The sequence below is a fragment of the Pseudomonas putida genome, from assembly GCF_028682635.1.
GTDB classification, from domain to species: domain Bacteria; phylum Pseudomonadota; class Gammaproteobacteria; order Pseudomonadales; family Pseudomonadaceae; genus Aquipseudomonas; species Aquipseudomonas putida_AE.
In genome coordinates, this window is the sequence record NZ_JANHLK010000006.1 from 1 (window position 1) to 16,006 (window position 16,006).

A 16,006-nucleotide genomic window follows, 5' to 3' on the forward strand; every position below is an offset into this window, starting at 1 on the left:
CCGCAGGAAAATCTGTCACCCCGGGTTTCTATGCAAGGGCTCAGGGCGTGGCTATCATGCGGGCCTCATTGTGAGGCGAGACCTGCATGCTGACGTTGTTAGAGCTTCTTAAAGATGGCCGATTCCATTCGGGCGAGGCGCTGGGCGCTGCCCTGGGCATTAGTCGCAGTGCTGTGTGGAAGCAGCTTCAGCATCTTGAGGCTGAGTTGGGGTTGTCTATTCATAAGGTTCGAGGACGCGGCTATCAACTGGCTGCGCCGTTGACTCTGCTTGATCCCGTGGAGGTAGAGCGACTGGCTCCCTCTTGCAAATGGCCAGTTCTGGTCTTCGACTCTCTGGATTCCACCAATGCCGAAGCCTTGCGCGCCATCGAGCGGCACCAGGTTGCGCCTTTTGTTGTGCTTGCCGAGCGGCAGACTGCGGGCCGCGGGCGGCGAGGGCGAAAATGGGTCAGTCCATTCGCAGAGAATATCTATTACAGCCTGGTCTTGCGGATCGAGGGGGGCATGCGCCAGCTGGAAGGCTTGAGCCTTGTCGTGGGGCTCGCCGTCATGCAGGCCTTGCGCGAGCTCGGTATTCCCGGTGTGGGCTTGAAATGGCCCAACGATGTGCTGGTGGGGCAGAAGAAGATCGCCGGCATCCTGCTTGAGTTGGTGGGGGACCCTGCCGACGTCTGTCACGTGGTGCTGGGTGTCGGGATTAATGTGAACATGCAGATGACCGATGAAGTCGACCAGCAATGGACGTCCATGCGCCTGGAGTCGGGCAGGGCGTTTGATCGCAATCGCCTGGTCGCGCAGCTGGGGGAAATGCTGCAGAAGTACCTGGCTCGCCATCAGGCGGATGGCTTTTCGGCAATCCAGGCTGAGTGGGAGCAGCATCACCTGTGGCAGGGGCGTGCGGTGTCGTTGATTGCGGGTGCAAACCAAATAGATGGCGAAGTGCTGGGCATCGATGGTCAGGGTGCGCTGCGCTTGAAGGTGGGTGATGTGGAAAAAGTCTTCAGTGGCGGTGAGCTAAGTCTGAGGTTGCGTCATGATTCTTGAGCTCGACTGCGGAAACAGTTTCATCAAGTGGCGCGTCCTCGAGGCGAATGCCCGTCAGGTCGTGGGAGAGGGTGTCGTCGATTCCGACCTGGCATTGCTTGAGGGTGTGAAAGAGATTCAAGGCCTTGCCCTGAAGTTCTGTCGCCTGGTGAGTGTCAGGACGGCCGAAGAAACCGGTGACTTGATTGCCCGGCTGAAGGCGACCTTCGATATTTCAGTGGTCTGTGCAGCCCCCACAGAGGCAATGGCCGGTGTTCGCAACGGCTATGAGGAATTCGAACGACTGGGCCTTGATCGCTGGCTGGCGCTGCTGGGAGGTTTTCATCTGGCGTCTGGCGCCTGCCTTGTACTTGATTTTGGTACGGCGGTGACTGCGGACTTTGTTTCCGGGAATGGAGAGCATCTCGGAGGGTTCATATGCCCTGGGATGCCATTGATGCGAAACCAGCTGCGCACCCACACCCGCAAGATTCGTTATGGAGATCTGGCGGCTGAGCGCGCCTTGGAGCGGCTTGTTCCAGGTCGTACAACGGTCGAGGCGGTTGAGCGCGGCTGCCTGCTGATGCTTCGGGGGTTCGTTCTGACGCAGCTGGAGATGGCGCGTGGTTATTGGGGGGAGAGTTTTACGGTATTCCTCACTGGTGGCGATGCGGCGCTGGTCAGCGAGATCGTGCCTGAGGCCCGGGTGGTTCCCGACCTGGTGTTCGTCGGCTTGGCGATGGCATGCCCTTTGTCCTGAGGTCTTTATGCGTTGGTTGTTTCTGCTGCTGCTCGTTCTCAATGTGTTCTATTACGTCTGGCATCAACAGGAGGCCCCCCTGCGAGCCAAGGATGTGACGCCCCTGAGCTTGTATCGCGGCTCCCAGCAGGACATTCGTCTCTTGAGCGAGGCGACGGACAAGGCCAAGGATAAAGGGCAGGTGGCGCAGGCAGAGGCGGAGTGCCTATATCTGGGTGGTTTTACTCGCCAGGAGGTCGAGCAAGCGCTTGAACGCAGGTTGACCGGCATGGGCGTGAAGTATCAGTCGCTGCCGCCCAGTGCCGCTGAACCCCCTGCGTACTGGGTCCGAGTGGCCCCTGAAAGCAAGCGCTGGCTGGATGACCTGCAGCTGATAAACCTTTCTAGAGAATTCAATGAGTTAAAACATAAAATAATGCTGTGTGGGGGGGTTGCACCCACCGAATAGTTTGCATAGAATGGCGCCCGCTCCACAGCGAAGACCTAAAGCGGTCAACGAGGTGAAGCGAGGTCAACGCAGATAAGCTCAGGATTTTAATGAGAAAAATGCTTGACAGAAGGCTGGCATGATGTAGAATGCCGGCTCGCTTAGGAGGGGTTCCCGAGCGGCCAAAGGGATCAGACTGTAAATCTGACGTCTACGACTTCGAAGGTTCGAATCCTTCCCCCTCCACCATTTTTAGCGAGAGCTGCAAGCCTCGCGGGTATAGTTTAGTGGTAGAACCTCAGCCTTCCAAGCTGATGATGCGGGTTCGATTCCCGCTACCCGCTCCACGTTTGCAGGTTTTGCACAGTGTTACGCTCTTGTAGCTCAGTTGGTAGAGCACACCCTTGGTAAGGGTGAGGTCAGCGGTTCAAATCCGCTCAAGAGCTCCATATAACAAGGCAGATATGAAAATATCTGCCTTTGTTTTAATGGCTTGGTTGTGTTTCGTTGTGCTTGAGGGCGGCTTGAGTCCCAGGTGCTGGTGAAGTGCAAAGGTCATTGAGTAAGTGTTGTAAAGTCTTTTTCGGGCCTGCATAATGGTCGGCCTGATTTTGTTTTAGGTCAGTAGCTCAATTGGCAGAGCGACGGTCTCCAAAACCGTAGGTTGGGGGTTCGATTCCCTCCTGACCTGCCAGATTCACTCGGTGTGTCTGGCTTTCTTTTCACAGGATCTTCATAGATGACTCCTAAAGCTGAAGCTCAAGGCTCGCGCTTAGATCTGCTCAAGTGGCTAGTAGTAGTCGCTTTGGTGGCTGTTGGCGTTGTTGGCAATCAGTATTACTCTGCTTCGCCAATCCTGTACCGCGTGCTCGCTTTGCTTGTGATCGCTGCTGTAGCTGCCTTTGTAGGCCTGCAGACGGTCAAGGGCAAGTCTTTCTTTGTACTGGTTAAGGAAGCACGCACCGAGATTCGTAAAGTCGTATGGCCAACTCGCCAAGAAACCACGCAGACCACGTTGATCGTTGTGGCTGTTGTCCTGGTTATGGCGTTGCTGTTGTGGGGGCTTGATTCCCTGCTCGGCTGGCTTGTTTCCTTGATTGTCGGCTAAGGGTGTCCCGTGGCTAAGCGTTGGTACGTTGTGCATGCTTACTCCGGTTACGAGAAGCATGTTATGCGCTCGCTGATCGAGCGCGTGAAGCTGGCTGGCATGGAAGATGGCTTCGGCGAAATTCTGGTTCCCACTGAAGAAGTGGTTGAAATGCGTAATGGCCAGAAGCGCAAGAGCGAACGTAAGTTCTTCCCTGGCTATGTGCTGGTCCAGATGGATATGAACGAGGGTACTTGGCACTTGGTCAAGGATACTCCTCGTGTGATGGGCTTCATCGGCGGTACTGCCGATAAGCCGGCACCGATCACGGATAAAGAGGCAGAAGCGATTCTGCGTCGCGTCGCCGATGGTAGCGACAAGCCTAAGCCGAAGACCTTGTTCGAGCCGGGCGAGTCGGTGCGCGTCAATGACGGTCCGTTTGCCGATTTCACCGGCACGGTCGAAGAGGTCAACTACGAAAAGAGCCGGATCCAGGTCGCGGTGCTCATTTTCGGACGCTCTACCCCGGTAGAGTTGGAGTTCAGTCAGGTCGAAAAGGTCTAACTGAACAAGCATCCCAACCCCGCAGCCTTAGGCTGTGGGGTTTTGTCGTCACTGGGATAAACGCGCAAGTAACCGGGGAGCCTTTCGAGGCGTTTGAACCCGTAATTGGAGTGCCTCATGGCCAAGAAGATTACCGCTTACATCAAGCTGCAAGTGAAGGCCGCTCAGGCTAACCCAAGCCCACCTGTTGGTCCTGCTCTGGGTCAGCACGGCGTGAACATCATGGAATTCTGCAAGGCTTTCAACGCCCGTACTCAGGGTCTTGAGCCAGGTCTGCCGACTCCAGTGATCATCACTGTCTACAGCGACCGTAGCTTCACGTTCGAAACCAAATCCACCCCTGCTTCGGTTCTGCTGAAGAAGGCGGCCGGTCTGACCAGCGGTTCCGCTCGTCCGAACACCGTTAAGGTTGGCACTGTAACCCGTGCTCAGCTGGAAGAAATCGCGAAAACCAAAAACGCGGATCTGACTGCAGCTGATATGGAAGCAGCCGTGCGTACTATCGCCGGTTCTGCTCGTAGCATGGGCCTTAACGTGGAGGGTGTGTAATGGCTAAGCTGACCAAGCGTCAAAAGGCTATCGCCGGCAAAATCGAAGCAGGCAAGGCCTACAACTTTGTAGACGCCGCTGCTCTGCTGGCTGAGCTGTCGACTGTCAAGTTCAGCGAGTCGTTCGACGTTGCTGTAAACCTGGGTGTTGACCCGCGTAAATCCGACCAGGTCGTTCGTAGCGCTACTGTGCTGCCACACGGCACTGGCAAGACCGTTCGCGTTGCTGTGTTCACCCAGGGTCCAGCTGCTGAAGCCGCTCTGGCTGCCGGCGCTGACCGTGTAGGCATGGACGACCTGGCTGCCGAAATGAAAGGCGGCGACCTGAACTATGACGTAGTGATCGCATCCCCGGATGCCATGCGCGTTGTAGGTCAACTGGGTCAGATCCTCGGTCCACGTGGTCTGATGCCTAACCCGAAAGTCGGCACCGTAACTCCAGACGTAGCTACCGCGGTTAAAAACGCCAAGGCTGGTCAGGTTCGTTATCGCACCGACAAAAACGGCATCATCCACACTTCCGTTGGCAAGATCGGCTTCGACGCCGTCAAGCTGAAGGAAAACGTTGAAGCCCTGATCGCTGATCTGAAGCGTATCAAGCCAGCTTCCTCGAAAGGCATCTACGTCAAGCGCGTTACCCTGAGCACCACTATGGGCCCAGGTCTGGTTATCGACCAGAGCTCGCTGGACGCGTAAGACACAGATTGGCGCGAGTGATCGCGCCAATTGAAAAATTGGGGTCCCTGCCTGGCGGGGGCTATCCAAGACCGTAGGCGACGCAAGTCTTAAACCACAAGCCTACGCAGATGGTGCTCCCGGTTCCTTACCGAATCAGACACCAAAACGACATCCGGTTTCGACCAGATGAAACGGTAACAAGCAGGAGTTAAACCCGTGGCAATTAAACTCGAAGACAAGAAGGCCATCGTCGCTGAAGTCAACGAGGCTGCCAAAGTCGCTCTGTCCGCTGTCGTGGCTGATGCCCGTGGCGTAACAGTAGGCGCGATGACCGGACTCCGTAAAGAGGCTCGTGAAGCTGGCGTTTACGTACGTGTTGTACGTAACACCCTGCTCAAGCGCGCTGTTGCTGACACTGAATTCAGTGTCCTCAACGACGTGTTCACTGGCCCTACCCTGATTGCCTTCTCCAAGGAACATCCAGGCGCTGCTGCCCGGATCTTCAAAGAGTTCGCAAAGGGTCAGGACAAGTTCGAGATCAAGGCAGCTGCGTTCGAGGGCAAGTTCCTCGCAGCTAACCAAATCGACGTACTGGCAACTCTGCCGACCCGTGACGAAGCAATTTCTCAGCTGATGAGCGTGATTCAAGGCGCTACCAGCAAATTGGCTCGTACTCTGGCGGCAATTCGCGACCAGAAAGAAGCTGCTGCAGCCTAAGGCTCGTCAACTTCTCGCGTTTTTTGTTTTTTTCGATGGTCGCGTAGGCCGTCCCCAATATCAGGAATTAGATTCATGTCTATCTCTCAGAACGATATCCTTGAAGCAGTTGGCAACATGTCCGTAATGGAAGTTGTTGAGCTGATCAAAGCTTTCGAAGAAAAATTCGGTGTTACCGCTGCTGCTGCTTCGGCAGGTCCAGCTGCTGCTGCCGCCGTTGTTGAAGAGCAAACTGAATTCAACGTCATGCTGACCGAAGCTGGCGAGAAGAAAGTTAACGTGATCAAGGCAGTACGTGAACTGACCGGTCTGGGCCTGAAAGAAGCCAAGGCTGTAGTTGACGGCGCTCCTGCCATGGTTCTGGAAGCTGTTGCCAAAGACGCAGCTGACAAAGCCAAAGCAACTCTGGAAGAAGCAGGCGCTAAAGTCGAGCTGAAGTAAGCATCGACTTTGCGTCTCCAGCCCGAGCGTTAAGCGACAGGCTGATGGCTGGTGGCTCTTGCCACCGGCCTTTTTCCGTTATTGGCAGCCGACTGGGTCGGTGCCGGTAACGAGCTGTAACCACCCGATGCGGTGGCGCAAACCATGGGGTTTGCACGATTTTCTGGCTGCTCCCGTCGGGAGGGGCCAAACAAGCAGGTGACCAAGCTGGGGAACGCTGATGGCTTACTCATATACTGAGAAAAAACGTATCCGCAAGGACTTTAGCAAGTTGCCGGACGTCATGGATGTGCCGTACCTCCTGGCCATCCAGCTGGATTCGTATCGTGAATTCTTGCAAGCGGGAGCGACTAAAGATCAGTTCCGCGACGTGGGCCTGCATGCGGCCTTCAAATCCGTTTTCCCGATCATCAGCTACTCCGGCAATGCTGCGCTGGAGTACGTCGGTTATCGCCTGGGCGAACCGGCATTTGATGTCAAAGAATGCGTATTGCGCGGTGTAACTTACGCCGTACCTTTGCGGGTAAAAGTGCGCCTGATCATTTTCGACAAAGAATCGTCGAACAAAGCGATCAAGGACATCAAAGAGCAAGAAGTCTACATGGGTGAAATCCCCCTGATGACTGAGAACGGTACCTTCGTAATCAACGGTACCGAGCGTGTAATCGTTTCCCAGCTGCACCGTTCCCCTGGCGTGTTCTTCGACCACGACCGTGGCAAGACGCACAGCTCCGGTAAACTGCTGTACTCCGCGCGCATCATTCCTTACCGCGGTTCGTGGCTGGACTTCGAGTTCGACCCGAAAGACTGCGTATTCGTGCGTATCGACCGTCGTCGCAAGCTGCCTGCATCGGTACTGCTGCGCGCGCTCGGCTATACCACTGAAGAAGTGCTGGACGCGTTCTACACCACCAACGTATTCCACGTTAAGGGCGAGACCCTGAGCCTGGAGCTGGTGCCTCAGCGCCTGCGCGGTGAAATCGCTGTCCTCGATATCCAGGACGACAAAGGCAAGGTTATTGTCGAGCAAGGTCGTCGTATCACTGCTCGCCACATCAACCAGCTGGAAAAAGCCGGGATCAAAGAGCTGGATGTGCCTCTGGACTACGTCCTGGGTCGCACAACCGCCAAGGTCATCGTGCATCCGGCAACCGGCGAAATCCTGGCAGAGTGCAACACCGAGCTGAACACCGAGATCCTGGCGAAAATCGCCAAGGCCGGCGTTGTTCGCATCGAAACTCTGTACACCAACGATATCGACTGCGGTCCGTTCGTCTCCGACACGCTGAAGATCGACTCCACCAGCAACCAACTGGAAGCGCTGGTCGAGATCTATCGCATGATGCGTCCTGGCGAGCCGCCAACCAAAGACGCTGCCGAGACTCTGTTCAACAACCTGTTCTTCAGCCCTGAGCGCTACGACCTGTCTGCGGTCGGCCGGATGAAGTTCAACCGTCGTATCGGTCGTACCGAGATCGAAGGTTCGGGCGTGCTGTGCAAGGAAGACATCGTCGCGGTACTGAAGACCCTGGTCGACATCCGTAACGGTAAAGGCATCGTCGATGACATCGACCACCTGGGTAACCGTCGTGTTCGCTGCGTAGGCGAAATGGCCGAGAACCAGTTCCGCGTTGGCCTGGTACGTGTTGAGCGTGCGGTCAAAGAGCGTCTGTCGATGGCAGAAAGCGAAGGCCTGATGCCGCAAGACCTGATCAACGCCAAGCCAGTGGCTGCGGCGGTGAAAGAGTTCTTCGGTTCCAGCCAGCTGTCGCAGTTCATGGACCAGAACAACCCGCTGTCCGAGATCACCCACAAGCGTCGTGTTTCTGCACTCGGCCCTGGCGGTCTGACGCGTGAGCGTGCCGGCTTTGAAGTTCGTGACGTTCACCCGACGCACTACGGTCGTGTTTGCCCGATCGAAACGCCGGAAGGTCCGAACATCGGTCTGATCAACTCCCTGGCCGCCTATGCGCGCACCAACCAGTACGGTTTCCTCGAGAGCCCGTACCGTGTGGTGAAAGACGCTCTGGTCACCGACGAGATCGTGTTCCTGTCCGCCATCGAAGAAGCCGATCACGTGATCGCTCAGGCTTCGGCCACGATGAACGACAAGAAAGTCCTGATCGACGAGCTGGTAGCTGTTCGTCACCTGAACGAGTTCACCGTCAAGGCGCCGGAAGACGTCACCTTGATGGACGTATCGCCCAAGCAGGTAGTTTCTGTTGCAGCGTCGCTGATCCCGTTCCTCGAGCACGACGACGCCAACCGTGCGTTGATGGGTTCGAACATGCAGCGTCAAGCTGTACCGACCCTGCGCGCTGACAAGCCGCTGGTAGGTACCGGCATGGAGCGTAACGTAGCCCGTGACTCCGGCGTTTGCGTCGTGGCTCGTCGTGGCGGCGTGATCGACTCCGTCGACGCCAGCCGTATCGTGGTACGTGTTGCCGATGACGAAGTTGAAACCGGTGAAGCCGGTGTCGACATCTACAACCTGACCAAGTACACCCGCTCCAACCAGAACACCTGCATCAACCAGCGTCCGCTGGTGCGTAAAGGTGATCGGGTTCAGCGTAGCGACATCATGGCCGACGGTCCGTCCACCGACATGGGTGAACTGGCACTGGGTCAGAACATGCGCATCGCCTTCATGGCATGGAACGGCTTCAACTTCGAAGACTCCATCTGCCTGTCCGAGCGCGTTGTTCAGGAAGACCGTTTCACCACGATCCACATCCAGGAACTGACCTGTGTGGCCCGTGACACCAAGCTTGGCCCAGAGGAAATCACTGCGGACATCCCGAACGTGGGTGAAGCTGCACTGAACAAGCTGGACGAAGCCGGTATCGTTTACGTAGGTGCTGAAGTTGGCGCAGGCGACATCCTGGTCGGTAAGGTCACTCCGAAAGGCGAGACCCAACTGACTCCGGAAGAAAAACTGCTGCGTGCGATCTTCGGTGAAAAAGCCAGCGACGTTAAAGACACCTCCCTGCGCGTACCTACCGGTACCAAAGGTACTGTCATCGACGTACAGGTCTTCACCCGCGACGGCGTTGAGCGTGATGCTCGTGCCCTGTCGATCGAGAAGTCCCAGCTGGACGAGATCCGCAAGGACCTCAACGAAGAGTTCCGTATCGTCGAAGGCGCTACTTTCGAACGTCTGCGTTCCGCACTGGTCGGCCACAAAGCCGAAGGCGGCGCCGGCTTGAAGAAAGGCCAGGACATCACCGACGAAGTTCTCGACGGTCTTGAGCACGGCCAGTGGTTCAAACTGCGCATGGCTGAAGATGCTCTGAACGAACAGCTCGAGAAGGCCCAGGCCTACATCGTTGATCGTCGCCGTCTGCTGGACGACAAGTTCGAAGACAAGAAGCGCAAACTGCAGCAGGGCGATGACCTGGCTCCAGGCGTGCTGAAAATCGTCAAGGTCTACCTGGCAATCCGTCGTCGCATCCAGCCGGGCGACAAGATGGCCGGTCGTCACGGTAACAAGGGTGTGGTCTCCGTGATCATGCCGGTTGAAGACATGCCGCACGATGCCAATGGCACCCCGGTCGACGTCGTCCTCAACCCGTTGGGCGTACCTTCGCGTATGAACGTCGGTCAGATCCTTGAAACCCACCTGGGCCTCGCGGCCAAGGGTCTGGGCGAGAAGATCAACCGCATGGTTGAAGAGCAGCGTAAAGTTGCCGAGCTGCGCAAGTTCCTGCACGAGATCTACAACGAGATCGGCGGTCGTCAGGAAAGCCTCGATGACTTCTCGGACCAGGAAATCCTGGACCTGGCTCAAAACCTGCGTGGCGGCGTTCCAATGGCCACTCCAGTGTTCGACGGCGCCAAGGAAAGCGAAATCAAGGCCATGCTGAAACTGGCAGACCTGCCAGAAAGCGGCCAGATGCAGCTGACCGACGGCCGTACCGGCAACAAGTTCGAGCGCCCGGTTACCGTTGGCTACATGTACATGCTGAAGCTGAACCACTTGGTAGACGACAAGATGCACGCGCGTTCTACCGGTTCGTACAGCCTGGTTACCCAGCAGCCGCTGGGTGGTAAGGCGCAGTTCGGTGGTCAGCGTTTCGGGGAGATGGAGGTCTGGGCACTGGAAGCATACGGTGCCGCTTACACTCTGCAAGAAATGCTCACAGTGAAGTCGGACGATGTGAACGGCCGTACCAAGATGTACAAGAACATCGTGGATGGCGATCACCGTATGGAGCCGGGCATGCCCGAGTCCTTCAACGTGTTGATCAAGGAAATTCGTTCCCTCGGCATCGATATCGATCTGGAAACCGAATAACACGTGACGCGAATCGAGAGCGGGGCAGCACTGCCCGCTCTCTGCTCCGCCAGGAGGAAAGGCCTTGAAAGACCTACTGAATTTGCTGAAAAACCAGGGTCAAGTCGAAGAGTTCGACGCCATCCGTATCGGATTGGCATCGCCTGAGATGATCCGTTCGTGGTCGTTCGGTGAAGTTAAAAAGCCGGAAACCATCAACTACCGTACGTTCAAACCCGAGCGTGACGGCCTGTTCTGCGCCAAGATCTTTGGCCCGGTAAAGGATTACGAGTGCCTGTGCGGTAAGTACAAGCGCTTGAAGCACCGTGGTGTGATCTGCGAGAAGTGCGGCGTTGAAGTCGCGCTGGCAAAAGTTCGTCGTGAGCGCATGGCGCACATCGAACTGGCCTCGCCAGTTGCCCACATCTGGTTCCTGAAATCGCTGCCGTCGCGTATCGGCTTGCTGATGGACATGACCCTGCGCGATATCGAACGCGTTCTCTACTTCGAGAGCTACGTCGTTATCGATCCAGGCATGACCACCCTTGAAAAAGGTCAGCTGCTCAACGACGAGCAGTACTTCGAAGCGCTGGAAGAGTTCGGCGACGATTTCGATGCCCGCATGGGTGCCGAAGCTGTCCGCGAACTGCTGCACGCTATCGACCTGGAACACGAGATTGGCCGTCTGCGTGAAGAAATTCCGCAAACCAACTCCGAAACCAAGATCAAGAAGCTGTCCAAGCGTCTGAAGTTGATGGAAGCCTTCCAGGGTTCCGGCAACCTGCCAGAGTGGATGGTGCTGACCGTTCTGCCGGTTCTGCCGCCAGACCTGCGTCCACTGGTCCCGCTGGATGGCGGTCGCTTCGCGACTTCCGACCTCAACGATCTGTATCGTCGAGTGATCAACCGTAACAACCGTTTGAAGCGCCTGCTGGATCTGTCCGCTCCGGACATCATCGTGCGCAACGAAAAGCGTATGTTGCAGGAAGCTGTCGATGCACTGCTCGACAACGGTCGTCGTGGCCGCGCTATCACCGGTTCCAACAAGCGTCCTCTGAAATCCCTGGCTGACATGATCAAGGGTAAGCAGGGTCGTTTCCGTCAGAACTTGCTCGGTAAGCGTGTTGACTACTCCGGTCGTTCGGTAATTACCGTAGGCCCGACCCTGCGTCTGCACCAGTGCGGTCTGCCGAAGAAGATGGCTCTCGAGCTGTTCAAGCCGTTCATTTTCGGCAAGCTGGAAATGCGTGGTCTGGCGACCACCATCAAGGCTGCCAAGAAGATGGTCGAGCGCGAACTGCCAGAGGTTTGGGACGTTCTCGCTGAAGTGATTCGCGAACACCCGGTTCTTCTCAACCGTGCACCGACCCTTCACCGTCTGGGTATCCAGGCGTTTGAACCGGTACTGATCGAAGGTAAGGCTATCCAGCTGCACCCGCTGGTCTGCGCCGCGTACAACGCCGACTTCGACGGCGACCAAATGGCCGTGCACGTACCGCTGACACTGGAAGCCCAGCTCGAAGCGCGTGCGTTGATGATGTCGACCAACAACATCCTGTCGCCAGCCAACGGTGAGCCAATCATCGTTCCGTCGCAGGACGTTGTATTGGGTCTGTACTACATGACGCGTGAAGCGATCAACGCCAAGGGCGAAGGTCGTGTGTTCGCGGATCTGCAGGAAGTTGACCGTGTGTTCCGTGCCGGCGAAGCCGCACTGCACGCCAAGGTCAAAGTGCGGATCAACGAAACCGTCAACGACCGTGATGGCGGCAGCGTGACCAACACCCGTATCGTCGACACCACTGTCGGCCGTGCGCTGTTGTTCCAGGTTGTGCCAAAAGGTCTGTCGTACGACGTCGTCAACCTGCCGATGAAGAAAAAGGCGATCTCCAAGCTCATCAACCAGTGCTACCGCGTGGTTGGTCTGAAAGAGACCGTGATCTTCGCTGACCAGTTGATGTACACCGGTTTTGCCTATTCGACCATTTCCGGCGTTTCCATCGGCGTTAACGACTTCGTTATCCCGGATGAAAAAGCCCGCATCATCGGTGCTGCCACCGACGAAGTGAAAGAGATCGAAAGTCAGTACGCCTCCGGCCTGGTAACCCAGGGCGAGAAGTACAACAAAGTGATCGACCTTTGGTCCAAGGCGAACGACGAAGTTTCCAAGGCGATGATGGCCAACCTCTCGAAAGAGAAAGTCATCGACCGTCATGGCGTCGAAGTCGACCAGGAGTCCTTCAACTCGATGTACATGATGGCCGACTCGGGTGCGCGGGGTTCCGCAGCACAGATTCGTCAGCTGGCCGGTATGCGTGGCCTGATGGCCAAGCCGGACGGTTCCATCATCGAAACGCCGATTACTGCGAACTTCCGTGAAGGTTTGAGCGTACTCCAGTACTTCATCTCCACTCACGGTGCTCGTAAAGGTCTGGCGGATACCGCGTTGAAAACGGCGAACTCGGGTTACCTGACCCGTCGTCTGGTAGACGTGGCGCAAGACCTGGTTGTAACCGAGATCGATTGCGGCACCGAACACGGTCTGCTGATGACTCCGCACATTGAAGGCGGTGACGTAGTAGAGCCGTTGGGTGAGCGCGTATTGGGTCGTGTTATCGCCCGTGACGTATTCAAGCCAGGTACCGAGGACGTTATCGTTCCTGCCGGCACCCTGGTGGACGAGAAGTGGGTCGAGTTCATCGAACTCAACAGCATCGACGAAGTGATCGTACGTTCGCCGATCAGCTGCGAAACCCGTTTCGGTATCTGCGCCAAGTGCTACGGTCGCGACCTGGCTCGTGGTCACCAGGTGAACATCGGTGAAGCGGTCGGCGTTATCGCTGCCCAGTCCATCGGTGAGCCGGGTACCCAGCTGACGATGCGTACGTTCCACATCGGTGGTGCGGCAAGCCGGACCTCCGCAGCCGACAGCGTTCAGGTGAAGAATGGCGGTACCGTCCGTCTGCACAACCTGAAACACGTTGAGCGAGTGGATGGTCACCTGGTTGCTGTGTCCCGTTCCGGTGAGCTGGCTATCGCTGATGACTTCGGTCGTGAGCGTGAGCGCTACAAGCTGCCGTACGGTGCCGTGATTTCGGTTAAAGAAGGTGACAAGGTCGACGCTGGCGCAATCGTGGCCAAGTGGGATCCGCACACTCACCCGATCGTTACCGAAATGAAAGGTACCGTGACCTACGTGGGCATGGAAGAAGGCATCACGATCAAGCGTCAGACTGACGAATTGACCGGTATGACCAACATTGAAGTACTCGACGCCAAAGACCGTCCAGCTGCCGGCAAGGATATCCGTCCTGCTGTGAAGATGGTCGATGACAACGGCAAGGATCTGTTGCTGCCAGGCACTGACGTTATCGCTCAGTACTTCCTGCCAGCCAACGCCCTGGTCGGTGTGGCGGACGGTGCGAAGATCGCGATCGGTGATGTTATCGCGCGTATCCCGCAAGAAACTTCGAAGACTCGTGACATCACCGGTGGTCTGCCGCGTGTTGCCGACTTGTTCGAAGCTCGTCGTCCGAAAGAAGCGTCGATCCTGGCTGAAGTCAGCGGCACCATCGCGTTCGGTAAAGAGACCAAGGGCAAGCGCCGTCTGGTTATCACCCCGAACGACGGTAGCGATCCGTATGAAGAGCTGATTCCGAAGTGGCGTCACCTGAACGTGTTCGAAGGCGAACAGGTAAACCGCGGCGAAGTTATCTCCGACGGCCCGAGCGATCCACACGACATCCTGCGTCTGCTGGGTGTGAGTGCGCTGGCCAAGTACATCGTCAACGAGATCCAGGACGTTTACCGTCTGCAAGGCGTGAAGATCAACGACAAGCACATCGAGACCATCCTGCGTCAGATGCTGCGTAAAGTTGAAATCGCTGAATCCGGCGATTCCAGTTTCATCAAGGGCGACCAGATGGAATTGACTCACGTTCTGGTAGAGAACGAGCGTTTGAGCGGCGAAGACAAGTTTGTCTCCAAGTTCACTCGCGTTCTGCTGGGTATCACCAAGGCGTCGTTGTCCACCGAATCGTTCATCTCGGCGGCTTCCTTCCAGGAAACCACCCGCGTACTGACCGAAGCGGCGGTAACCGGCAAGCGCGATTACCTGCGCGGCCTGAAAGAAAACGTGGTCGTGGGTCGTCTGATCCCGGCTGGTACCGGTCTGGCTTATCACAGCGAGCGTAAGCGTCGCCGTGATGCAGACAAGCCGTTGCGCGTGAGCGCCAGTGAAGTGGAAGCTGCACTGACCGAAGCGCTGAACTCGAGCGGTAACTGAGTTCTGCGGTAAATGAGCTGAGGCCCTGGCCACTCCGTTCATCGAATCGAGACAATTTGTCGAGGTTTGATAGGCGGGGAGGTCGGGGCCTTGCCTTGACTGGGGACAAGATCCTCTTTAGACTCTTGTACCCCTAAATTTGGCGGGAATTCGTTCCTGCCATTTTGCTTTTCTTGCAAGACAATAGCGTCGCAAGACAACAGTGGAGCTAGTAGATGGCAACTATCAACCAGCTGGTACGTCAGCCGCGTAAGCGTATCGTCGAGAAATCCGACGTGCCTGCGCTGCAGAACTGCCCGCAACGTCGTGGCGTGTGCACCCGTGTGTACACCACCACGCCGAAAAAACCTAACTCGGCACTGCGTAAAGTATGCCGTGTGCGCCTGACCAACGGTTTCGAGGTTTCCTCGTACATCGGCGGTGAAGGCCACAACCTGCAAGAGCACAGCGTGGTACTGATCCGCGGCGGTCGTGTAAAAGACTTGCCAGGTGTTCGTTACCACACCGTTCGCGGTTCGTTGGATACTTCCGGCGTTAAAGGTCGTAACCAGGGTCGTTCGAAGTACGGTACCAAGCGTCCGAAGTAATGGTCGCTTGCTGCAAAAAACTGATTTCTATTTTTCTGAGTCGATAAGAGTAAGGTCGGAGGCGTCCCGTAACGGGCACCGATTCCGAGCGAACCTGAAGACCGTTTGAGGGCTTATCCATGCCAAGAAGACGCGTAGCAGCCAAGCGCGAAGTGCTTGACGATCCAAAATACGGAAGCCAAATCCTGGCCAAGTTCATGAACCACGTGATGGAAAGCGGCAAGAAAGCCGTTGCCGAGCGTATCGTTTATGGCGCGCTGGAGAAGGTTAAAGAACGCAAGAACAGCGACCCCCTGGAAATCTTCGAGAAAGCTCTCGACGCCATCGCTCCGCTGGTCGAAGTAAAGTCGCGCCGTGTAGGCGGTGCTACTTACCAGGTTCCGGTTGAAGTTCGTCCGTCCCGTCGTAACGCTCTGGCAATGCGCTGGTTGGTAGACTTCGCCCGTAAGCGCGGCGAGAAGTCTATGGCTCTGCGTTTGGCTGGCGAACTGTTGGACGCTGCCGAAGGTAAAGGTGCTGCAGTTAAGAAGCGTGAAGACGTGCACCGTATGGCTGAAGCTAACAAAGCTTTCTCGCACTACCGCTTCTAATTTTAGCGTCACTCATTTTGCGAG

Annotated in this window: 13 protein-coding genes and 4 tRNA genes; all 17 read left to right on the forward strand. The window is 56.5% G+C overall.

What is annotated here, in order from left to right:
• The first annotated feature begins 86 nt into the window (after positions 1 to 86).
• Positions 87 to 1,046 (forward strand): bifunctional biotin--[acetyl-CoA-carboxylase] ligase/biotin operon repressor BirA, encoded by a 960-nt coding sequence (birA, locus tag NPS56_RS09225; RefSeq protein WP_274074385.1) that lies wholly within the window; start codon positions 87 to 89, stop codon positions 1,044 to 1,046.
• Positions 1,036 to 1,785 (forward strand): pantothenate kinase, encoded by a 750-nt coding sequence (locus NPS56_RS09230; RefSeq protein WP_274074386.1) that lies wholly within the window; start codon positions 1,036 to 1,038, stop codon positions 1,783 to 1,785. The genes birA and NPS56_RS09230 overlap by 11 nt, the downstream gene beginning before the upstream one ends.
• A gap of 7 nt (positions 1,786 to 1,792) precedes the next feature.
• Entirely contained in the window at positions 1,793 to 2,233 is a 441-nt protein-coding gene (locus NPS56_RS09235) for a hypothetical protein (RefSeq protein ID WP_274074387.1), read from the forward strand.
• 143 nt (positions 2,234 to 2,376) lie between these two features.
• Positions 2,377 to 2,461, forward strand: a tRNA-Tyr gene (locus tag NPS56_RS09240).
• A 24-nt stretch (positions 2,462 to 2,485) separates the two neighbouring features.
• A tRNA-Gly gene (locus tag NPS56_RS09245) sits at positions 2,486 to 2,559 on the forward strand.
• A gap of 26 nt (positions 2,560 to 2,585) precedes the next feature.
• Positions 2,586 to 2,661 (forward strand) — tRNA-Thr (locus tag NPS56_RS09250).
• Between the two features lie 169 nt (positions 2,662 to 2,830).
• A tRNA-Trp gene (locus NPS56_RS09255) sits at positions 2,831 to 2,906 on the forward strand.
• 45 nt (positions 2,907 to 2,951) lie between these two features.
• Entirely contained in the window at positions 2,952 to 3,320 is a 369-nt protein-coding gene (secE, locus tag NPS56_RS09260; RefSeq protein ID WP_274074388.1) for a preprotein translocase subunit SecE, read from the forward strand.
• A 9-nt stretch (positions 3,321 to 3,329) separates the two neighbouring features.
• Positions 3,330 to 3,863, forward strand: a complete 534-nt coding sequence (nusG, locus tag NPS56_RS09265) for a transcription termination/antitermination protein NusG (RefSeq protein WP_007933727.1) — start codon at positions 3,330 to 3,332, stop codon at positions 3,861 to 3,863.
• Between the two features lie 117 nt (positions 3,864 to 3,980).
• Positions 3,981 to 4,412 (forward strand): 50S ribosomal protein L11, encoded by a 432-nt coding sequence (gene rplK / locus NPS56_RS09270; RefSeq protein WP_007933726.1) that lies wholly within the window; start codon positions 3,981 to 3,983, stop codon positions 4,410 to 4,412.
• Complete coding sequence (gene rplA, locus NPS56_RS09275) at positions 4,412 to 5,107, forward strand: 50S ribosomal protein L1 (RefSeq protein WP_003186095.1); 696 nt, start codon at positions 4,412 to 4,414, stop codon at positions 5,105 to 5,107. Before rplK ends, rplA begins: the two co-directional genes overlap by 1 nt.
• A gap of 198 nt (positions 5,108 to 5,305) precedes the next feature.
• The gene (gene rplJ, locus NPS56_RS09280; protein ID WP_007970413.1) at positions 5,306 to 5,806 is read left to right on the forward strand and encodes a 50S ribosomal protein L10; all 501 of its coding nucleotides are present in this window, start codon (positions 5,306 to 5,308) and stop codon (positions 5,804 to 5,806) included.
• Positions 5,807 to 5,881: 75 nt separating this feature from the next.
• Entirely contained in the window at positions 5,882 to 6,247 is a 366-nt protein-coding gene (gene rplL, locus NPS56_RS09285) for a 50S ribosomal protein L7/L12 (RefSeq protein WP_034148078.1), read from the forward strand.
• A 220-nt stretch (positions 6,248 to 6,467) separates the two neighbouring features.
• Positions 6,468 to 10,541 carry a DNA-directed RNA polymerase subunit beta gene (gene rpoB / locus NPS56_RS09290; protein ID WP_008018199.1) on the forward strand — a complete coding sequence of 1,358 codons (4,074 nt, stop codon included), beginning with the start codon at positions 6,468 to 6,470 and terminating at the stop codon, positions 10,539 to 10,541.
• A gap of 64 nt (positions 10,542 to 10,605) precedes the next feature.
• A complete protein-coding gene (rpoC, locus tag NPS56_RS09295; protein WP_008065703.1) occupies positions 10,606 to 14,805 on the forward strand; it encodes a DNA-directed RNA polymerase subunit beta' in 4,200 nt (1,399 codons plus the stop codon).
• 215 nt (positions 14,806 to 15,020) lie between these two features.
• The gene (rpsL, locus tag NPS56_RS09300; protein ID WP_003186084.1) at positions 15,021 to 15,392 is read left to right on the forward strand and encodes a 30S ribosomal protein S12; all 372 of its coding nucleotides are present in this window, start codon (positions 15,021 to 15,023) and stop codon (positions 15,390 to 15,392) included.
• Between the two features lie 119 nt (positions 15,393 to 15,511).
• Complete coding sequence (gene rpsG / locus NPS56_RS09305) at positions 15,512 to 15,982, forward strand: 30S ribosomal protein S7 (protein ID WP_002555493.1); 471 nt, start codon at positions 15,512 to 15,514, stop codon at positions 15,980 to 15,982.
• The last annotated feature ends 24 nt before the right edge of the window (positions 15,983 to 16,006 follow it).